This is a genomic window from Clostridium sp., assembly GCF_036642255.1.
In the GTDB taxonomy this organism is placed as follows: domain Bacteria; phylum Bacillota; class Clostridia; order Clostridiales; family Clostridiaceae; genus Clostridium_J.
In genome coordinates, this window is sequence record NZ_JAVWDJ010000007.1 from 63,499 (window position 1) to 84,087 (window position 20,589).

The following is a 20,589-nucleotide window of genomic DNA, read 5'->3' on the forward strand; positions in this document are numbered from 1 at the left end:
GGATTATAACATCCACCCTTAAATAATTATTTTATTTGTAAACCCTTTTTAACCGCACCAACTATATCTTCTGCAGTTAATCCATATGCTTTTAATAGCTCAGCTGGTTTTCCGCTCTCACCAAAAGTATCCTTAATTCCAACTCTCATTACTGGAACTGGATGAAGGGAAGTTACAACTTCTGCTACTGCAGAACCAAGTCCACCTATAATGCTGTGTTCTTCAGCAGTAACAATAAGACCAGTTTCCCTTGCAGCTTTAGCAATTAAATTCTCATCTATAGGTTTAATTGTGTGGATGTTAATAACTCTTGCTTTTATTCCTTCTTCAGCTAAAAGATTAGCAGCTTCAAGAGCAGCTTCTACCATAATTCCAGTAGCTATAATAGCAACATCTTTACCTTCTCTTAGAGTTATTCCTTTTCCAATTTCAAATTTATAATCTTTATTGTCATTAACAACTGAAACAGCGCTTCTTCCAAGTCTTACGTAGCATGGTCCATTGTAATTAACAATAGCCTCAATAGCTGCTTCTGTTTCAACAGCATCACTTGGACTGATAACAACCATATTGGGAATACTTCTCATAAGAGAAATATCTTCTACTGATTGGTGAGATGCACCATCTTCTCCTACTGTAATACCAGCATGAGTTGCACAAACTTTTACATTTAATTTAGGGTAACATATTGAGTTTCTGATTTGCTCAAAAGCTCTTCCTGCTGCAAACATCGCAAAGGTTGAAGCGAAAGGAATCTTTCCACAAGTAGCAAGACCTGCAGCTACAGTCATCATGTTTGCTTCAGCAATTCCCATATTTATAAATCTTTCTGGACAAACCTTTTTAAAATCTGCAGTTTTAGTAGATTTTGATAAATCAGCATCAAGAACTACAATATTTTCATTTTCTGCACCTATTCTTGCAAGTGCTTTTCCATAAGCTTCTCTAGTTGCTATTTTACTCATTATGCTTCTCCTCCAATCTCACTTAGTGCTATATCACATTGTTCTTTATTAGGAGTAGAACCATGCCAACCAGCTTCATTCTCCATAAATGATACACCTTTACCTTTTATTGTTTTACAAACTATCATGGTAGGTTTATCTTTTACTTTTTTACCTTCTTCGATGGCATTTTTTATAGCTACTAAATCGTGACCATCTTCAAGAGAAATTACGTTCCATCCAAATGCCACAAATTTGTCAGCGATTGGATTAGGATTCATTACATCTGAACAATCTCCATCAATTTGAAGACCATTGAAGTCAACAAAAGCTGTTAAGTTGTCTAGATTATAGTGAGCTGCTGCCATAGCTGCTTCCCAAACTTGGCCTTCTTCAAGCTCTCCATCTCCTAGTAAAGAATATACTCTATAATCTTTTTTATCTAATTTTCCTGCAAGAGCCATTCCTACTGCAGCTGAAATTCCATGTCCTAAAGAACCAGTAGACATATCCACTCCTGGTATGTATGTCATATTTGGATGACCTTGTAACATAGCTCCCATTTTTCTTAGCTTCATAAGTTCTTCTTTATTGAAGAAGCCTTTTTCTGATAGAACACTGTATAATACTGGCGCTGCGTGGCCTTTTGAAAGTACAAATCTATCTCTGTTAGGATCTTTCGGATTTTTAATATCTACATTCATTTCATTAAAATATAATGTAGTCATAATCTCTACTGCAGATAATGATCCACCTGGGTGACCTGAACCTGACTCAGTTAACATTCTTATTATGTCTTCTCTTACAGCTTTGGTAATCTGCTTTAATGACTCTAGTGATTTTTCCATGGTATACCTCCTAGATTTAGTTCTATGTTTATTATAACAATTTTCTTATGTTTAACAACAGTTTATTATAATTTTAAAAAGATCCTATGCAATATATATTTACCTTTTTATTATTGCCCTTTTTATTACAAAGATTTTCAAATTTATTATAATTTTCAATAAATTTGTTATATAATAGTAAATATTTTTTGTAATCCTTTGAAAAATTTAATTCTTATAAAATTACTGGAATTAAACTAAATTAAACAACATTTTACTTTGTTTTGTCTATTCACTCGTGGAAATAAGTTTAACCCCCTCTTTTAATTTATTTAAGTTCCTATGAGGATCATAGGGTTATTCTTAAAAAATATCATTAAATTATCTGATTTCCATTAAAAGGACTGTCAACTTATGAGTTAACAGTCCATAATTTAAATCTATTAATTTTTATTCTTAACTTTCAAATCTAAACTGATCATTAATGCAACATCTACTTTATCCATGTCATCATCAGTCATATGACCAATTTTCTCCTTAAGTCTTCTTTTATCTAATGTTCTTACTTGTTCAAGCAAAACTACTGAATCTTTATTCAAACCATACTCTTCTGAAGAAATCTCAACGTGAGTAGGGAGTTTTGCCTTATTTATCTGAGAAGTTATTGCTGCTACTATCACTGTAGGACTATATCTATTTCCAATATCATTTTGAATAATGATAACTGGTCTAATCCCACCTTGCTCTGAACCGACTACAGGGCTCAGGTCAGCATAAAAAATATCTCCCCTCTTCACAACAGTCGTCATGAGGCATTCACTCTCCTAAAGCCTAGCTTCATATTCAATTAAATCATAAATATCTTTTTCTAAGCCGAATTCTGAAACTTCTAGATTCAATTCTGCCATAGCTAAATAGCCCTGCTTCATCTCTTCTAGAAAACTTGAAGTTTTTCTCTCTTCTATATATACTATTAAACCATCGTCAATAAATTCACTACTTTTTTTGCATTCTTTTTGAAAAGCTTCATTAAATTCTTGGCAGAAAGTTTTTGAGAGGTCTGCGACCAATTTCTTTGAGTTAGACATGGAAATTTAATACCTCCTGTTAACAATAACAACTATATGTACAGATTAATTATAATTCAACAACTGTCATTATGTCAAAGAAATTCTCTCATTTTTCTACTTTTTGCAACAAATTTCTAACGAGATTCTTCAAATATTAAAACCATATTATACATAATTTCTTATATTAATGATTTTGCCACCTTTTTTGTAAACTCTTGGCACCCTTTTACTTACTGCACAAACAACCTCATAGTTTATAGTTCCCACTTGTTTTGCAATATCATCTGCGGTAATAACGTTGTTAAACTCATCTGCACCTATAAGTATAACCTCATCTCCAATTTTTACACCATCAATATCAGTAATATCTATCATACACTGATCCATACAGATTCTTCCAACCACAGGAGCAAATTTTCCATTTATAATAACTTTTGCTTTTCCAAAGAGCAATCTAGTAAAACCATCTGCATAACCTATAGGTAGTGTAGCTATTACACTTTCTCTTTCTGTTTTGAAGGTTCTTCCATAACTTATATATTCACCTTCAGTAAGAGTCTTTATGTGTACAATATTTGCCTTTATTGACATTACGGGTTGCACATTAACTTTTTCTTTCATTACTTCCTCTGAAGGATAGCAACCGTAAAGAATTATTCCAGGTCTTACAGCGTTGTAATGAGCTATTGGTAAGTCCATAGTAGCTGCACTATTACTTAAATGCTTTAATGGTATATCTATACCTAAATCTATTAGTTTCTCATTAAATTCATTGTATTTCTTAATTTGCAACATAGAATAAGTCTTATCAAGATCATCTGAAGAAGAAAAATGAGTAAATAAACCTATTATTTCTACATTGGGAAGTTCACTGATCTTTAAAACCTCTTGAGCACTTTCTTCATTAGGCAAAAATCCAATACGTCCCATGCCCGTATCTATTGCTATGTGAATCCTTGCAACTTTATTTCTCTCAAGGGCAATTTTTGATAGTTCTTCTGCATCATTATAATTATAAATAGTTTGTTCAATATTATGTTCTAATATTCTTTCATATAAGGTTGGTGGTGTAAAACCTAAAACCATAATAGGAACATTAATACCATTATTTCTAAGCTCTATAGCTTCAGTTATCACAGCCACTCCAAATCTATCTGCACCATTTTCTAAAAGTACTGGTGCAATATCAATTGCTCCATGACCATATCCATCTGCTTTAATTATTGCTATAATTTCCTTAGAGGTTGATATTCGCCTAATTTCCCTCATATTATTTGCAATTGCATCTAAATCTATTTCTGCCCAAACAGGTCTTAATTCTTTGAACAACTTATTCACCTCACTAGTTTATTAGATGAGTTATCCTCTCATCTCTTATCAATTGTCATCTATAGATTTGACTTAAAACTCCTCAACTTCGACTTTCTCACCGTAATCAAAGTTCTCATAAGTACATCTTATTCTTTCTTTATCATTTGAATCGTAAATTACTAGCTTCTTAGGTAAATTTTCCTTAACACTTACATACAAAACTCCTTTGAACATGTTTCTGTTACTTCCAGGAATCAAAAGATCTATAAGTAAGAATTCTTCTTCATCAATTGTTTCTTTCTTAAAATTAAGTTCCTCATTTGTGTTTATTAATTCTATGTATTCTCCAATAAAACTGTACTTAAATACTTCATCAAAGGTTTTATCAACCTTATAGTCTTTTTGATTTTCCTTATCTATCACTGTTATTTCATCACCTTTAAAGATAAAGGTTCTTCCCTCACCTAGGTCTAATTTATAACCTAGGTCTTTCTTGTAAGTTTGATGCCCCTTATATAAAAGTGTCTGCATATCATTTACAATTTCAAAATTTACATCACTTTTATATTGCTTTATTTCCCTTAAATCACTAACTATATCGTTTACATCCTTTGGTTTTGACATTACTGTAAAAACCATAACACCAATAATCAATAATATAAAAGCAGTGAATACTCCTACCAGTGAAAAAATAACCTTTTTATTCATATACTCCTCCAATTAATTAATACACTACTATATTTATTACGACCTCAAGGATTCTATAACTAGTAGTTTTTAATATTTGAAATAATATGAATACTTAATGAAGTATCTGTTAACTATTTATCTTGCAAAATTCTAGATAACTTTGGTATTTGTTCTAATAAAACTTTTATGATTAAGTATGGTTAAAATAGATTAACATCCCATTAGGTATTTTTTTAAAACACCTTAAGTACAATTGGTTTTTTATTTTCTAAGCTATGTTTAATTTGACAATGAACACTTTTGTTTCTCTTTAATTTCATTATTTCCTATCAAAAATCTCTTTAATTATAAAGGGTAATTCTTCAATTATATGAGAAGCATTAACACAAAACATAGTTTCAGCTAGCTTGTCCCCACAATATCCATGAATGTAGGTAGCTAAATAAGTTGCTTCTAAAGGTTCATAGCCTTGAGCAATAAAGGATGCAATAATACCGGTAAGAACATCACCCATTCCCCCTGAAGCCATAGCACTATTTCCTGTGGTGTTTATAAAAACATCACTACCATCAGTAATTATAGTTCGATGTCCCTTTAGTAGTAGAATTACTTCATGTTCTTTTGCAAACTTCTTTGCAATTCTAATTTTGTCTTCCTTTATTTCATCTATAGTCATTCTTGTAAGTCTTGCCATCTCCCCATAGTGAGGAGTAAGAATAATCTGATTATTCTTCATTTGTAGAAGTTCAAGATTACTTTGAAGCACATTTAATCCATCAGCATCAATAACAATTGGACATTCACTTTTTAAAATAGTTTCACTAAGTATGTTGTAGGTTAATCTGCTATTAGTCATCCCAGGTCCTATGGCTATCACATCACTTTTTGCTACGATACTATTTATCTTTTCTGTTTCCTCATAATTGATGGTCATAGCCTCTGTAAGCTTAATGCTCATAATATCTTGTAGTTCCTTTGGAATGCATAGAGTTACAAGTCCCGCACCACTTCTCACTACCCCCTCAGTAGTAAGAAAAGCTGCTCCTGAATATCCCCTTGAGCCTGCAATCACTAAAACTCTTCCGAAATCTCCCTTATACCCCTCTTTATCTCTTGGTATTAATGTGTTTCTAACAACATCTTCATCTACTCTTACTTCCTTATTATTAAAAATTAGAGCGCTCATCTTATTATTCTTCAGTATATCCAAGGCTTTTCCCATTAGGATTCACCTCCAAAACTGCATAAGCTATTGCATTATCTTCTCCATGAGAAATGCTAAGATGTATGTTATATTCACCTTCTTTTTTTGCTATTAGTTTTGCTTTTCCTTTTAACACAACTATAGGTTTTCCTAGAGTAGTACTTTCAATTATAATATCTTTAAACTCAAATCCTCTAAAGCCTGTCCCTAACGCCTTCGATACAGCTTCCTTAGCTGCAAATCTACCTGCTACATACTCAGGTCTTAAATTTCTTCCTTTAAGATACTCTATTTCTGAACTAGTAAAAACCTTTTGAAGAAAAGCATTACTTTTTTCTAGCGCAGCCTTTATTCTTCTAATTTCGATTATATCTACTCCTACACCTATAATCACAGTGCCACCCCCCTTTAAAACTTAAGAGCTTATTGATCCCCTATAAATAAAATATTTAAGTCTACTGCTTATTCATTATAATATTATAGGTCTTTTTTTATATTTTACCACAAGATTAAGATTTTTCACACATCTTATATTGAGTTATATAAAAATAAGGGAGTATAAATCTCCCTTAACAGTTTGCTATCCCTCTAAATTCTTCATCAAAATCCCCTATATATTCATCTATATATTCTCCAATTATATCAATAAAGTGAATTGGTGAAACTGAATTATCGTTTAATAATTTTAGTAATGCTTGTACTTTATGTCTTTGTGGACTTATATATTTTTCGCAATCAGAGAACATCGTTGTCATCTCACCGTTAATCACGTCTTGTGTTTCCACTTCAATACCATATGCTTGTATGCTTTTTTGGTTACCTTCAACTTCCATAAGAAAATCACTTTTCAAAAGTTTATACACATATGTAAACTCTCTTCCTTCTTCCACAACTTTGTTCGTTAAAGTTTCAACTATCACTTTGACAACCCCCTCGTTATTACTAACTCATATCTATGGATAAATTGTAACACGAACAAAAAGAAAATTGTGTCAATTAATGTAGGGGTTTATTAGATCTTATCCCTTTAAATTGACACAATTATCACACAATTGATATAATCTTGTACTGTCATTTCCTATTAATTCCATTTATCCGTCAATAAACTAGTAAAATTGTCGAAATTATCTTAATTTGTTGAATCCTTTTTGTAGATTTGTCTATGCCTTTTTGTAAAAATAGTATGTTTTTCACCTTTACCTTTTTGTAAAACCCCTATATTAAGCTTCAAATTCATCTACCTTTTTGTAAGATTCTACTTTAACTGTGATTTTATATTGTCGACTGCCTTCTTAACAACTACTAAACTTTCATCATTTGCCTCATGTTTGGAGAATTTTGCCTCGTTGTAAATCCTTGTCATTGCATCTAAATTTTCTACATTATCTACCTTAATTTTTGTAACATTATTAAGTTGTGACGCTGTCATGTAGGGTTTGAAAATTTCAACCTTTTCTGTGACTTTCTCAAACTCACTGTAATTATATAGTATTTCTTCTTTGACAGAGCCTTTTTTCCTAAATATATTCTTTAAGGTGTTAGCCACAAATCCTTGTTTATTTCTTTTATTATCTTCTAGTTTTTCTTTGAATTCCTCATATCCAACTTCTTTCTTTTCTACCTTACTTAATACAGCTAATGTTCTTACTATAATAATAAAAATTGCAATAGCTAACATTACCTTTAAAAGTGTCATAACAAAAACCATGGAAGCTTCGTCCCTAAAATTATCATTAGCAAAGATATTCTTATTTTCTTCCCTAACCAACATTTCAAAACGATGGAACAACCCGGTTGTATCCATATCTGACCTAGAAAATATCTTTCTAATAAGTTGAATTCCATAACTTATAGGGTAACTTAGCACCTTTACTATTGCCGTAACGGTATATTCTAAAGCTAGATTTGCCCCAAAAAACACTTTACTCATAATAATAGAGAAAATTTTATAGGTATATTCTTGAAATATGATTATATTAAGAAGTATTATTCCTAAGTTTATATATTTAGAATACTTACTTCTAATACTGTAATTATATCTTAAACTTTCTCTTAGACTTATTACTACTAATATGAAGAACATAATATATAGTCTAAATATGGGGGCTAACAATGTTGGTGCATATAACACAGCAACAATGGTCAAGGCCAATATAAGATATGCTCCAGTAATCCATTTCCTTCTATACTCTTCATAATTTATTTGAGATCCTTCATCTTTGTATATAACAATCACACAAGCCACTAAGAATAAATAATTTAAAATAGCTAAATACAAACTTTCACTGATCCATAAAGCTACTCCACCTAACACTAATGGTATAGCGAGAATTGTATGCTTTTTGTACTCCTTACAATATAAATATTCCATTAAAAATATTGTGCCTAATATTATCAAATAATTATTAAATGATAATTCATTTGACAAAAATATGGAGCTTAAAAGTGTCCAAATAATGAATAGCAGCAATAGGTAAGTAGCAGAATAAAGAGTTTTAATTTGTCTAAACCAACTCATTATACTATACCCCCTTTGTATATTATTTTTTCTATTCCATCAATAGCCGGTACACTTGATTTTAGAGATACATCTATAATTTTAATTTTATGACCACTTCTTCTTAGTTTACTTATAACATTGATATCTTTTTCATTTAGATATGGTGTTACAATAACATAAGTACAATTACTATTAAAGCTTTGTGCTCTCTTTTGTAAATATTCGTTAAAGTCCCATTTTGTTGCTATATCTGCCCTAGCACACATTTCCATAATAGCTTTGAAGCTACCCATGGTGGGCTTAATTTCATTAGCCACTGTTGTATCGTAAGTAATAAGTTGAGCATTAGTCCACATTCCTGTAGGCATTCCCTCTTTAATAGCCTTTGCCCCTAAAGAAGCTGCTATTCTAATTCCAGCTTCTATAGCTTCTTTTTGGATATTAGACCAATGAGGATCACCACATTGAACATTTAGTATTATTACTAGTTCTCTTTCAGAGGTATAATCATAGTCCTTAACCATTAGTTTATTCATCTTAAGACTTGATTTCCAGTGGATATCCTTCATCCTATCTTCCACATTGTACTCTCTTATTCCTTTGATAAATAAAGGATCCTTATGTATCCATCTTCTAACTGCATCTTCTCCCTGAAAGCTGGTAATATCAAACTCATATTTATTAATGCCATGAATTTTAGGATACACTATTACTTCTATATAATCCTCTTGCTCTTTGCTGTTAGCTGAAAGCCCAAAGATATCTCCTACTGTTATATTCATATTTTTTATGAGATAAGTACCTCTAGCTGCTCCCACTAAGGTATATGTCCTCTTTCTTCTTTCATACCACTTTATGGAATACTTACTCACGTGCCATATATCCTTCCCCTCCATATATGCAGTAACTTCTGTGGCATATTGGAGCCCAAAAGGAATTTGCTCTGATATAGCAAGAAAAAATAAGGGTAATCTTTTATTATTCTCTAAAACCATAGTTATTTTGAAAGTTTCACCCTCAATGACTTTATTATTTTCAACTTCTCTATATATTTTTAAGTTATCAAACCCTTTTCTTCTTATAAACTCTGCAAATATTATAATTAAAGCTATAAGAAGTATTAGAAATAAATACTGAATTAGCATTTTACCACCTCTATATTTTTTCTAATGGTGTTTGCACTGTGTTTAATATATCATTTATCACTTTTTCAGCTTTATTATTTCCAACATTAATTTCATTTCTTACAATAATTCTATGTACCATAATTGGTATTGCAAGCTCCTTAACATCTTCTGGAATCACATAATCTCTTCCCCTTATAGCTGCTAAAGCTTGACACCCTTTCATCATATTTAGAGAAGCTCTAGGACTGCATCCAAGTTCTACATCCTTATGAACTCTGGTAGCCTTAACAATATCTAAAATATAACTTTTGATTTCTTCGCTTACATGTACCTTACTATAATTATTCTGAACATATTCAATTTCCTCTAAGGTTATGGCTGCATCCAGTGTTTCTAATGGATCTGAATCCATAAATCTATCTAACATCTGCTTTTCTTCATTATAATCTGGATACCCCATAGAAAGTTTAATAAAAAATCTATCTAACTGAGCTTCAGGTAGTGGAAAGGTTCCAAACTGCTCCACTGGATTTTGTGTTGCTATTACAAAGAAAGGTTTTTTTAATGGAATTGTATGTCCTTCCACCGTTATTTGTCTTTCCTCCATGCACTCAAGTAATGCTGATTGGGTTCTTGGAGTAGCTCTATTTATCTCGTCTGCAAGAACAATTTGACTTAGTAATGGACCCTCTCTAAATTCAAACTCTTGACTACGTTGATTGTAAAAATAAATTCCTGTTAAATCTGATGGAAGTAAATCTGGGGTAAATTGAATTCTTTTAAAGCTGCAATTCATGGTCTTCGCTAAACTTCTCGCTAGCTTAGTTTTTCCAAGACCAGGTACATCTTCAAGAAGTACATGTCCTGATGTTATAAATGCTACAATTATTTTATCTATATTTTGTTCTTTTCCAATTATAACTTTTCCAATATTTGCTTTTGACTTTTCTCTAAACTGTATAAACTTATTAATTTCCATAAAAAAACCTCCTAACAGTATAAATATATTATACCAAGTTTGGAGGATAATTTTATAGCATCTTCAAATAATTTTGAAAATATTAACTTTTATTTTTAGTGTTTTTTAAAATTTAAAGTTTAGTTTAAATTTGAGTTGATACAGTTAGGCTTTCTTAAATCCATGTAAAAAATTTAAATTTAAAAAATTGATTTTTTCTGATTTATTTTGATTCGCAGCAAACTGCTTAGGTATAACAACTTAGGATGCAGATTAACACTACTACCAAAGCAACTACCCCTTATACAAGCTTACAGACTTGAAGCTTCATAATTATTATTAAACTATTTTCTCGTTTGCTTTTTTATTGTTCATAAATTGAAATTCATCAGCAATTACTTCAGAAATGAATTTTCTTTGTCCTTCTGCATTGACATAAACCTTAGTTTGTAATCTTCCAGTGACACTAATCGTACTGCCTTTAACTAAATATTCACTGACAATCTCTGCTTTTTTGCCCCACAATACTACTGGTATAAAATCCACTTGTTTTTCTCCTGATGGGGTCTTATAAGGTCTGTCAACCGCCAACATAATTCTAGTTAACACCTTGTTGTTATCTTCCAGAACTTTCATTTCTGGATCTCGAGTTAATCTTCCAACTAAAACAATTCTATTCATGGTATACCTCCATTGATATATTCTTTTCTAAAATTTTATCCATGAAAGAATTTTATAATCAAAATAAGAAAATTTTTATGTAAATTATTGTTAAAATTTTATGAATGTAGTTTAAACTCAGATTATTAAAAAGTTTATTTAGTGATATTTATCCTACAATAAACTTTTTTATGATATAAAAGAATAATATCTTTGTTTCACTAAGGTAGTGATACTTATCTAAAAATTTTCTTTTATAGAAGTTAAAAATATCTACTTGTGTAATATAAATATTATTTATTTATAAATTTATATATTTATTATTTTATGAATTTTAGTTAACACCCAATTCTTTGCAAAAATAATAGAAGGATATTTTCCCTCATTGTTACTAGGCTCATTAAAGCTCTTTAAGTCTGGAGGTTTATCCTTCTAAATGATATTAGTTATAATTCAGGTATATTTTAATTATATATATCGGAAAATTCTAGTTCTATTTTTTGAACATTCCCAGCATTAACACTTTTTTTTGCCAGAGCAGTTGCCTCTTTTTTAGATATTATATTAGGAAGATCTACTATAAATTCGCTACCTCTATTTTCCTTGCTCTTCACATAAACTTTTCCACTATGAGCTTCTATAATTGATTTAACTAAAGAAAGACCAATTCCACTACCTTCATGGGCCCTAGTAAATAGAGATTCGCCTTGTACAAACCTTTCAAAGACTTTTCCTTGCATCTTTTTAGGTATGCCAATACCATTATCTTTAACACTTATCCTAACCTTATCACCTAAATCAGATATTGATACATGTATTTCCCCATTTTCCTTAGAAAACTTAACTGCATTAGAAAGTAAATTTAGCATTACTCTTTCCATGTTCTCTCTATCTACACCGATGATTTTTTCTTCTACGTCAGTGTCAAAAATGATGGACATTCCCTTACTTTCAATGTATTCTACTGTAGATAAAGTTATATCTTCAATAATCTTAACTATATTATAATTTCCAAAATCCATTTTTAAATAACCTACTTCGATACGAGTTGTATCAATCAAGTTATTTATAAGACGGAGTAGTCTGTAGCAATTTTGTTTCATTACCCCAATATATTTATCTCTTTGTACTTTAGAAAGATTTTCATCCTCTTGTTGTTGCTTAAGCTCCAAAACCTGAACTATACTTAATATTATATTTAGCGGAGTTTTCAGTTCGTGAGACACATTAGAAATGAACTCCGTTTTTAGCTTGTCATACTTTAATGCCTGTTCTAACTTAAATTTATCCTTTTCAGCCTTTTTACGTTCAGTAATATCATGTATTACAAAAACCACTGACATTTTGTTATCAAAAAACATTGGAACGGCTCCAACTTCCACTTGAACTTTAGTTCCATTTTTTCTTTTCAAAAGCACTTCTTTAAACTCAGATTGTTGCATGCTATCCAACGCCAATTTATAAATTTCCTGAACTTGTTCCAAACTATCTTTGTGAATAAAACTTCTTATAGCTTTTTTATTAATTTCATTTATAGATTGAACCCCTAAAGTTTCAAACAATGCATCATTGCAAAAGGTAACTTTACTGTCACTATAAATCCCTATACCAAAGGGAATAAATTTAAGAAGTTTTGAATAATCAGCTTGGCTACGTTGTAGGCTTTGTTCCATAGTTGCTCTTTTAGTTATGTTCTTTCCAATGAATAAGGTTAAAATATCTTCTTTTTCTTTAAAACACATAGCAGTTAGTTCTGCGTACACTTGACTGCCATCAGCTCTTGTAAGTTTTCTCTCTACTATGGGTAACATAGTATCACTAACAAGAAGTTTTTTTGCATCACTTATAATACTTTCTTTTCCATCAAAATCAAAATGTACTAAGTTGAATAGTTTTTCACCTAATACTTCTTGGGGATCTTTTTTTCCTAAAAGTTCTACCCCTGACTTATTTACAAAAACTATTTTTCCATCCTTTAGTAAAATAACTGCACTTGGTGTCTGAGTAATTATAGTTTTCAGCGTTGCTTCACTTAACTGATTTAATCCATCATTTAAGGTGCTAGTTTTACTCAAATTAATAGAAGTTTCTAGACTATTACAGGCTCCAGTTGCAATATTTGTAAAATAATTTGTGATAAGCCTTTCCTGTTCATGTATTAATTCTTCTAACTTAAATAAAAGAAGTATTCCTTCCATACCTTGAAAAACAACTTCTTTTCCAACTACTTGTACACTAACATCTTCTAAAAATCCTGTGCTTATCCTTGTGTTAATTCTATTTAATGTCTTCCTTCGTTTTAAAAACTCATAATCAAACTTTATATCTTCATCGCCTATAAACTTTATAAAATTGTTCAATGGTAGGTCTTTTACATCCATCATATTTGAGAGTCTTAAAAATCTTATTCCTCTTTCATTGCAATACAAGATTTCGTTACCCTCGCCAATAATTATTACAGGGTCTGAAAGAATATCATAAAATTCAACATCTACTTTAGTAATTGAAATCATTGATACCCTCCTGTGCAAGAAATTAAACTTTCATATATTCTACAAATTTATCAACAGTTTATATTTTACACTATAATTTACAAATCGTTTACACTAAAATTCCATTAAATTTCCTTATAATTCTACATTTTTTGTCGATTAATAAAGTTTTTTTCATGTGGATTTTATAAAATTCAAAAATATTTTAATTATATAGTAAAATGTTCCACATTGCTTTTATGAGTCATACTTCGCTTTATTGCATTAAAGTAAAGTTTAGCTGCTTATGTATTACACCAAAAATAAAAATTTAGTTAAAATTCAAATCTGAAATCTAAGTTATCAATAAATTAGTTCAAATTTTATAAATAACAGAACTAATTTAAATTCTAATTCTTTAGAAATATTTCCTTTAACTATTTAATATAGGATTTACTCTAATAAATAAAAGGAGAATTAAAAAGTAATTTGTTAAGCTAACTTTTAATTCTCCTTAAATCTCTAAAATTATTTTACTATTGATTCTATTTTTTTATTTCTACATCTTTTACATACCTTTAATTTAGTACCATCACCTAAAGTTTTATCATACAAAACTTTAATTCTCTCAACCTTACACACAGGACATGTTCCTCTTCCTCTAGTTGGTAAGTTCCATAATGCTTTACCTCTGTTTTGTTTTGACATAAAAAATCCCCCCACTTTACATTTATTTAGTGCACTTAAAGCTAAAAATAAAATATTATCAGCTTTAAAAAAGTTAAAATAAATTAACTCATTTTATTAAACCACTTTATAATGAAATTAAGTTTTCACTTAAATCTACTTTATAAAAAAGCTCTTCTACCTTAAAGGTGAAAAAACTTATTCTTACAAAATGTGGTTAAAATATTTACTTCACTAAATATTATTATAAATGGGAGGATTTTATTACTATTATTTTATAATTGATTGAAGATACTCTTTAAAGTCATCCTTCAAATCATCTCTTTTTAATGCATATTCTACTGTCGCTTGTAAAAATCCTAGTTTATCTCCTACATCATGTCTTCTTCCTTCAAACACATATGCATACATTTCTTCTTTCGATATTAAAGTTTTTAATGCATCTGTAAGTTGGATTTCTCCACCTTTTCCAGGTTGTGTATTCTCTAATATGTTGAAGATTTCTGGAGTTATAATGTATCTTCCTAAGATAGCAACATTAGATGGAGCTTCTTCTACTTTAGGTTTCTCTACTAAGTCTTCTACCTTATAAACTCTATCTGAAATTTGTGCACCTTTAACTATTCCATATTTATTAACATTTTCTCTTTTTACTTCTTGCACCCCTAATATACTTGCTTGCTTCTCTTCGAAAGCATCAATTAGCTGTTTTAAACAAGGTGTTTCACTGTCAACTATATCGTCACCAAGCATAACTGCAAAAGGTTCATTTCCTACAAAAGCTTTAGCACAGCTAATAGCATGACCAAGACCTTTTGGTTCCTTTTGTCTTATATAATGTATATTTGCCATATCAGTACTTTGGTTAACTATATCCAGTAAGTCCTGCTTTCCGCCCTTTTGTAAATTCAACTCTAATTCTATAGCCTTATCAAAATGATCTTCTATAGATTTTTTATTTCTTCCAGTAATTATGAGAATTTCTTCTATCCCTGAAGCCACAGCTTCTTCAATTATGTATTGAATTGTTGGTTTGTCTACTATTGGTAACATTTCCTTTGGCATTGCTTTTGTTGCAGGTAAGAATCTAGTACCGAGTCCTGCCGCTGGAATAATAGCCTTTTTAACTTTCATATAACTCACCTCATAAAAAATTCTATATAATATATATAATATCACAAATTACTATTGATATTATTACTTATTATCAAGGAATAAATAAAACGCTAAACATATTTATTTTGTTCACTGACATTAGCCGTAACACTTAAATTTACCAAAACTATTTTAAACTAGCATTTATAATGCTTCTGGAGTAAACTTTAGATTTCCATAATTCACTTAAATTAAATTTTTTCTTAAGTACTTATTAATAAGTATTTTGTCCATATTAAGAATTCAATAACTAACTATGTAAGAAAATTAATATGCTTCCATCACATCATGTACATACACAAATATTCTAACATAAAGTTTAGTAAAAAGTAAAAGATAGCGTAAAATCCGCTATCTTTTTTAGGAGGATAGTTTGGTTCATGGACTAGGTACGTAAGTTTTTATTACCTTTAATCGTCCTAAAACACTTACTCCACCAAGGGAGGATGGTATCAGTATACTCTCACCTTTCATTATTGACTCTTCTCCCTTTGAATATACAATTTTTCCTTTACCTTCTATACAACTATATATAAAAAACTCTTTTCCCCTAGTGTCATCTTCCATACTTTCAAAAATATCATACTCCTCTAATGCGAAATATTTACAGTTGATATATTCTATCTTTTCATACTTCTCATTTAAGGTTCTTTTTCCTTCAATACTTTTACTTGTAAGTCCTAAATTTATTACATCAAGTGCCTTCTTAACATGAAGTTCCCTTCCCCTATTGTAATCATAAACTCTATAGGTAACATCACTGCTTTGTTGGATTTCCAAGAGAACCACTCCTGGACCGATGGCATGAATCAGACCACTTTCTATAAAGAATACATCGCCCTTATTAACGAATACTTTCTTCAAGTGTTTATCTAATCTACCTTCTTTTATACCTTTAATAAATTCATTTTTTGTACAATTTTCTGTACCTATAATTAAGTTTGCTCCTTCTGCTGCTTCGATAACATACCACGCTTCTGTTTTTCCTTTTTCATTCTCTTCTTTTCTTGCGTAGTCATCACCTGGATGTACCTGAACAGATAATTTTTTGTTGGCACTTATAAATTTTAAAAGTAATGGAAAATCCTCTTCTTCAAAATCAGCTCCTAAAACTTTATTCTTATCTAAATCTATAAGTTCCTTTAAAGTAAGTCCTGCATAATTTCCATTAGTAATCACACTAGGCCCGTTTTTATGACTACTCACTTCCCAAGATTCTCCAATATTACCTTTTGGCAAAAAACTCTTCAACGCTTTTAATCCTCTTCCACCCCAAATCTTTTCAAAATATATGGGTATAAACTTTAATGGATACACCTTATCACCTATTAATATTACTAAGCAAAAATAACTATCAATAGGTACTTTGATAGTTATCTTTGTTTTATTAATATATAGTATTTATAAACCTATTTTGTGTTACCTAATGTTTTCGCTTAATTTAAATCTTAATTCTCTATCATGAGCCAAAAGTGCATTGAGTTCTCCACCTAATAAAATAGTAGTGGAAGTTATTTGGAGCCACAGCATTAATACTATTATGAATCCAATGCTTCCATAAATAACAGTATAATTTCCATAATTGTTTACATAATAAGCAAATAAAATTGATAAAACAGTCCAAAGTATACTTGTGAAAATTGCACCTGGCAAAACTTCTGTAACCTTAAGTCTCTTGCAAGGTATAAAGTAATACAATCCGGAAAATACCACTATCATTCCAATAAATCCAACGGGATATCTAATGTAAGCAATATAATTAACTATTTGATTATCGAGCCCAAACCATTTAATTAAGCTTTGCCCGAGCATTTCTCCAAATACCAAAAATAAAAGTAAAAACACAACTATCAAGGAAACACCAATCATGAATATTATAGAAATAATTATAACCTTGAAAAAACCCCTTGTTTCTTTCTCTTCATAGGCTTCATTAAGTCCATACATTATCGCCCTAAACCCTCTAGATGCCGTATAAAGAGTGAAAATCAAGGATAGTGACAATAAATTTGTGTTTCTAGTTTGAAATAATTGAAGAGCTAAAGTTGAAACTGAGTTATATAAATCCGATGGCATTAATGATTCAAGAGCAAATAGCACATCAGTAGGATCTACATTAATAAATCCAACCATAGTAAGTAAAAATATTAAAAAAGGAAAGAAAGCAAACACTAAATCAAAAGCCATTTGAGATGCCAATGCACCTATATTATGATGTTTATATCTTAAAATAATTTTAATTATATATTGAGTTAAACGCATATATATTTCTCCTAACAATATTTAATAGGATATAATATTAAGTAGTAATTGCAAATCTTCATCCGAAGTGGGCTTATCTAAATGAAATTGTTCATTATCTAATATATTTCTATTAAAGGATTCAAACTAAAATTGCTACATATTATATTGTATTTATTTAAATTAAAATTATTCTATAAACAAAAGTATAGATAGCTTCGTTCTAGCTTTAACCTATAGTATATACTGTTAATTTGTGACTATTTTACTTTGTTTAACAAGAGTTAGAATAATATTATATTTAATTAAATTTTTCTTTACATAATAAGAATCCAAAATCTCAAGGTAGAAACACATCCATTAAATATCATTAAATATCATTAAATTATTTAGGAAGGTGATTTTATGAAAATTGCATTAGCTCAAAGTAATATTATTTGGGAAGATAAAAAATCTAATTTAAATATTGTTGAAGCCTTTATAAAGCAAGCCTCAAAGGAAAAAGTTGACTTAATCTTATTTCCTGAAATGAGTCTTACTGGCTTTACCACCGAGGTGGAAAAATGCGGAGAACCTTCAGTTTTAAACTCTTTAGATAATGAGTCTATCACTTCAAATTTAAAATTAGAGTGTGAAGGTAATAATTCTACTCTAGGAAATAGTAATATTAGTGCTAATAATAACATTAATACTATTAATAAAGTTAAAGCATTAGCTGTAAAATTCTCTATAAATATTGGTATTGGATACATTGAAAAACAATTAGAAAGCTTAAAGGGCAAAAATAATTATGTCCTTATATCAAAAACTGGTGCTATCTTGAGTAATTATAGTAAAATCCATCCCTTTACTTTCGGGAAAGAAAGTAGCCACTACAGCGGTGGAGATACAATTAAAACTGCTTGGATAAATGAATTTAATATATGCACTTTTATCTGCTACGATTTAAGATTTCCTGAAATATTTCAAATTGCTTCTAAAAAAGCTGAATTAATTACAGTGGCAGCTAATTGGCCTAGTTCAAGGAAAGAACATTGGATTACTCTTTTAAAAGCAAGGGCTATTGAAAATCAATGTTATATCGCAGGGATTAACAGAGTTGGTTCTGGAGATGGACTTGACTACAGTGGAAACTCCTTAATTATTGATCCTATGGGGAATGTTGTAAGTAGTGCCTTAGATGGAATGGAAGGATTGATTATTGGGGAACTGGATTTAGATTTAGTTAAATCCCTACGAGAAAAATTCCCTTTAAAAAATGATAGACGAGAAAACTTATATACTGAACTTAATAAAGATATCCTAGAAAGTATTCACTAATTGAACTTAAAAATATTAATATATTTATGGAAATATCTCCCTATCAGGTTATCTAATGGGGAATAAAATAATGTTTCCAAGTGAATAAAAAAGCTAGAGTTTAATTTTACAAATTACAACTCTAGCTTTTTTATTAAATTTTATTTTTTTACCAACTTTTTTGCACAAATCTATGATTTCCAATGAGCAATTTGCCCCTGTGAAAAGCTTACTTAATCTTCATTTTCCCCAATAGTATAACCGATACCATTCACATTAATATTCATGTTTACCCCTGGCATGGAAGTTTTATTAAGGGAGACATACCTCTTAGTTCTATTTTCTAGACCATGTTTTATTGTATCTCTAAAGTCCTTGCTAATCACATATAAAGCAAGGATAATAAATATTGGAATGTTTGCTATAGCTACCGCTATTTTAACCTCTTTCATAATAACTCCTTACAGCTTTCTATGTATAATCTCCATTAATTATATGATTAAAAATGAAATTTATTATATATCTCTATTTTAAATTTTCTTTTTTTGAGAGAATTCATAATTATATTTTTTACTTAAATAAAGCCATATATTGTACTTTTCATAAAAGTTAACCACAAAATTTAATATCAATTTTCACTAAAAAAAATATAAACTTTACTCATTTATAAAACCTGCTTTAATGTCTCGCCAATTTTATCATATATTACTAAATCTGCTCTACTGTCGTACTGGGTTGCAGATTTATTAATTAAAATTAACTTTTCTCCACTATAATACCTTAATAAACCTGCTGCTGGATAAACAGTCAATGAAGTGCCACCAACTATTAGCACCTCTGCTTTCTCAATAAATGAAATTGCTCTACGCAGTACATTTGAATCTAGTTCTTCTTCATATAGCACCACATCTGGTTTTACAATGTGGCCACAAACATCACATCTAGGTATATCTGTAGAACTTATAATATAATCTAAAGGGAAGAATTTATTACATTCCATACAATAGTTCCTATGAATAGACCCATGCAGTTCTACAACCTCTTCATTACCTGCCTTTTGATGTAACCCATCTATATTTTGAGTTATTACAGCTTTTAATTTTTTTCTTCTTTCAAGTTCTGCCAAAACTAAGTGTGCAGCATTAGGCTCTGCATCCTTGTAAATCATCTTATCCCTATAAAACTCATAAAAAGCTTTAGTATGATTTATAAAAAAGCTATGTGACAATATTTCCTCTGGAGAATAATGGCTTTTGGTGCTTTCGTTATAAAGTCCATTGGCACTTCTAAAATCAGGAATATTGCTTTCTGTAGATACCCCTGCTCCACCAAAGAAAACAATATTATCATACTTATTAATTATTTCTTTTAGTTCAGCTATACTCATAATCTCACCTCAACTTTTATGAAACAAATTATACCACTATTAAAATATACTTTCATTT

Annotated in this window: 21 protein-coding genes; 1 reads left to right on the forward strand and 20 read right to left on the reverse strand. The window is 30.0% G+C overall.

Features of this window, described 5'->3' with window-relative positions; translation table 11 throughout:
• Positions 1-26: 26 nt before the first annotated feature.
• From RR409_RS05485 to RR409_RS05570, 18 genes are all read right to left on the reverse strand, one after another.
• The gene (locus RR409_RS05485; RefSeq protein ID WP_332556814.1) at positions 27-968 is read right to left on the reverse strand and encodes a transketolase family protein; all 942 of its coding nucleotides are present in this window, start codon (positions 966-968) and stop codon (positions 27-29) included.
• Positions 965-1,792 (reverse strand): transketolase, encoded by an 828-nt coding sequence (locus RR409_RS05490; protein ID WP_332556723.1) that lies wholly within the window; start codon positions 1,790-1,792, stop codon positions 965-967. The genes RR409_RS05485 and RR409_RS05490 overlap by 4 nt, the downstream gene beginning before the upstream one ends.
• Before the next feature lie 422 nt (positions 1,793-2,214).
• Positions 2,215-2,580 (reverse strand): type II toxin-antitoxin system PemK/MazF family toxin, encoded by a 366-nt coding sequence (locus RR409_RS05495; protein ID WP_332556724.1) that lies wholly within the window; start codon positions 2,578-2,580, stop codon positions 2,215-2,217.
• Between the two features lie 15 nt (positions 2,581-2,595).
• Positions 2,596-2,859 (reverse strand): CopG family transcriptional regulator, encoded by a 264-nt coding sequence (locus tag RR409_RS05500; protein WP_332556725.1) that lies wholly within the window; start codon positions 2,857-2,859, stop codon positions 2,596-2,598.
• Positions 2,860-3,006: 147 nt separating this feature from the next.
• Positions 3,007-4,170 (reverse strand): alanine racemase, encoded by a 1,164-nt coding sequence (alr, locus tag RR409_RS05505; RefSeq protein ID WP_332556726.1) that lies wholly within the window; start codon positions 4,168-4,170, stop codon positions 3,007-3,009.
• A gap of 72 nt (positions 4,171-4,242) precedes the next feature.
• Positions 4,243-4,860: a germination lipoprotein GerS-related protein gene (locus RR409_RS05510; protein ID WP_332556727.1), complete on the reverse strand. Its 618-nt coding sequence runs from the start codon at positions 4,858-4,860 to the stop codon at positions 4,243-4,245.
• A gap of 301 nt (positions 4,861-5,161) precedes the next feature.
• Positions 5,162-6,064, reverse strand: coding sequence for an NAD(P)H-hydrate dehydratase (locus RR409_RS05515; protein ID WP_332556728.1), 903 nt, complete (start codon positions 6,062-6,064; stop codon positions 5,162-5,164).
• Positions 6,033-6,440 carry a holo-ACP synthase gene (gene acpS / locus RR409_RS05520; protein ID WP_332556729.1) on the reverse strand — a complete coding sequence of 136 codons (408 nt, stop codon included), beginning with the start codon at positions 6,438-6,440 and terminating at the stop codon, positions 6,033-6,035. Before acpS ends, RR409_RS05515 begins: the two co-directional genes overlap by 32 nt.
• 175 nt (positions 6,441-6,615) lie before the next feature.
• A complete protein-coding gene (locus tag RR409_RS05525) occupies positions 6,616-6,966 on the reverse strand; it encodes a DUF6514 family protein (RefSeq protein ID WP_332556730.1) in 351 nt (116 codons plus the stop codon).
• 335 nt (positions 6,967-7,301) lie between these two features.
• On the reverse strand, positions 7,302-8,564 hold the full coding sequence (locus tag RR409_RS05530) for a hypothetical protein (RefSeq protein WP_332556731.1): 1,263 nt from the start codon (positions 8,562-8,564) through the stop codon (positions 7,302-7,304).
• Entirely contained in the window at positions 8,564-9,691 is a 1,128-nt protein-coding gene (locus RR409_RS05535) for a DUF58 domain-containing protein (protein WP_332556732.1), read from the reverse strand. Before RR409_RS05535 ends, RR409_RS05530 begins: the two co-directional genes overlap by 1 nt.
• A 10-nt stretch (positions 9,692-9,701) precedes the next feature.
• Entirely contained in the window at positions 9,702-10,652 is a 951-nt protein-coding gene (locus RR409_RS05540; protein ID WP_332556733.1) for a MoxR family ATPase, read from the reverse strand.
• Between the two features lie 318 nt (positions 10,653-10,970).
• On the reverse strand, positions 10,971-11,312 hold the full coding sequence (gene ssb, locus RR409_RS05545; RefSeq protein WP_332556734.1) for a single-stranded DNA-binding protein: 342 nt from the start codon (positions 11,310-11,312) through the stop codon (positions 10,971-10,973).
• Between the two features lie 443 nt (positions 11,313-11,755).
• Positions 11,756-13,804, reverse strand: coding sequence for a PAS domain-containing sensor histidine kinase (locus tag RR409_RS05550; protein ID WP_332556735.1), 2,049 nt, complete (start codon positions 13,802-13,804; stop codon positions 11,756-11,758).
• Positions 13,805-14,290: 486 nt separating this feature from the next.
• Positions 14,291-14,470, reverse strand: coding sequence for a hypothetical protein (locus tag RR409_RS05555; RefSeq protein ID WP_332556736.1), 180 nt, complete (start codon positions 14,468-14,470; stop codon positions 14,291-14,293).
• A 249-nt stretch (positions 14,471-14,719) separates the two neighbouring features.
• Complete coding sequence (gene galU / locus RR409_RS05560) at positions 14,720-15,583, reverse strand: UTP--glucose-1-phosphate uridylyltransferase GalU (RefSeq protein ID WP_332556737.1); 864 nt, start codon at positions 15,581-15,583, stop codon at positions 14,720-14,722.
• Positions 15,584-15,982: 399 nt separating this feature from the next.
• Positions 15,983-16,921: a type I phosphomannose isomerase catalytic subunit gene (locus RR409_RS05565; RefSeq protein ID WP_332556738.1), complete on the reverse strand. Its 939-nt coding sequence runs from the start codon at positions 16,919-16,921 to the stop codon at positions 15,983-15,985.
• A gap of 102 nt (positions 16,922-17,023) precedes the next feature.
• Positions 17,024-17,866, reverse strand: a complete 843-nt coding sequence (locus RR409_RS05570) for a YihY/virulence factor BrkB family protein (RefSeq protein WP_332556739.1) — start codon at positions 17,864-17,866, stop codon at positions 17,024-17,026.
• 384 nt (positions 17,867-18,250) lie between these two features.
• On the opposite strand from RR409_RS05570, the gene RR409_RS05575 reads away from it, so the two are divergent.
• Positions 18,251-19,165, forward strand: a complete 915-nt coding sequence (locus RR409_RS05575) for a nitrilase-related carbon-nitrogen hydrolase (protein ID WP_332556740.1) — start codon at positions 18,251-18,253, stop codon at positions 19,163-19,165.
• 212 nt (positions 19,166-19,377) lie between these two features.
• Here RR409_RS05575 and RR409_RS05580 read toward each other — a convergent pair whose 3' ends face one another.
• The gene (locus tag RR409_RS05580; protein ID WP_332556741.1) at positions 19,378-19,596 is read right to left on the reverse strand and encodes a hypothetical protein; all 219 of its coding nucleotides are present in this window, start codon (positions 19,594-19,596) and stop codon (positions 19,378-19,380) included.
• A gap of 212 nt (positions 19,597-19,808) precedes the next feature.
• Positions 19,809-20,531, reverse strand: a complete 723-nt coding sequence (locus RR409_RS05585) for an NAD-dependent protein deacylase (protein ID WP_332556742.1) — start codon at positions 20,529-20,531, stop codon at positions 19,809-19,811.
• Positions 20,532-20,589: the final 58 nt, after the last annotated feature.

What these genes read in the sequence shown, in the direction of transcription:
- RR409_RS05530 (WP_332556731.1), bottom strand. Translation starts at nt 8,564, where the DNA reads ATGAGTTGGTTTAGACAAATTAAAACTCTTTATTCTGCTACTTACCTA.
- RR409_RS05500 (WP_332556725.1), bottom strand. Translation starts at nt 2,859, where the DNA reads ATGTCTAACTCAAAGAAATTGGTCGCAGACCTCTCAAAAACTTTCTGC.
- RR409_RS05570 (WP_332556739.1), bottom strand. Translation starts at nt 17,866, where the DNA reads ATGCGTTTAACTCAATATATAATTAAAATTATTTTAAGATATAAACAT.
- RR409_RS05495 (WP_332556724.1), bottom strand. Translation starts at nt 2,580, where the DNA reads ATGACGACTGTTGTGAAGAGGGGAGATATTTTTTATGCTGACCTGAGC.
- RR409_RS05555 (WP_332556736.1), bottom strand. Translation starts at nt 14,470, where the DNA reads ATGTCAAAACAAAACAGAGGTAAAGCATTATGGAACTTACCAACTAGA.
- RR409_RS05490 (WP_332556723.1), bottom strand. Translation starts at nt 1,792, where the DNA reads ATGGAAAAATCACTAGAGTCATTAAAGCAGATTACCAAAGCTGTAAGA.
- ssb (WP_332556734.1), bottom strand. Translation starts at nt 11,312, where the DNA reads ATGAATAGAATTGTTTTAGTTGGAAGATTAACTCGAGATCCAGAAATG.
- galU (WP_332556737.1), bottom strand. Translation starts at nt 15,583, where the DNA reads ATGAAAGTTAAAAAGGCTATTATTCCAGCGGCAGGACTCGGTACTAGA.
- RR409_RS05550 (WP_332556735.1), bottom strand. Translation starts at nt 13,804, where the DNA reads ATGATTTCAATTACTAAAGTAGATGTTGAATTTTATGATATTCTTTCA.
- RR409_RS05575 (WP_332556740.1), top strand. Translation starts at nt 18,251, where the DNA reads ATGAAAATTGCATTAGCTCAAAGTAATATTATTTGGGAAGATAAAAAA.
- RR409_RS05585 (WP_332556742.1), bottom strand. Translation starts at nt 20,531, where the DNA reads ATGAGTATAGCTGAACTAAAAGAAATAATTAATAAGTATGATAATATT.
- RR409_RS05515 (WP_332556728.1), bottom strand. Translation starts at nt 6,064, where the DNA reads ATGGGAAAAGCCTTGGATATACTGAAGAATAATAAGATGAGCGCTCTA.
- RR409_RS05535 (WP_332556732.1), bottom strand. Translation starts at nt 9,691, where the DNA reads ATGCTAATTCAGTATTTATTTCTAATACTTCTTATAGCTTTAATTATA.
- RR409_RS05540 (WP_332556733.1), bottom strand. Translation starts at nt 10,652, where the DNA reads ATGGAAATTAATAAGTTTATACAGTTTAGAGAAAAGTCAAAAGCAAAT.
- RR409_RS05510 (WP_332556727.1), bottom strand. Translation starts at nt 4,860, where the DNA reads ATGAATAAAAAGGTTATTTTTTCACTGGTAGGAGTATTCACTGCTTTT.
- RR409_RS05580 (WP_332556741.1), bottom strand. Translation starts at nt 19,596, where the DNA reads ATGAAAGAGGTTAAAATAGCGGTAGCTATAGCAAACATTCCAATATTT.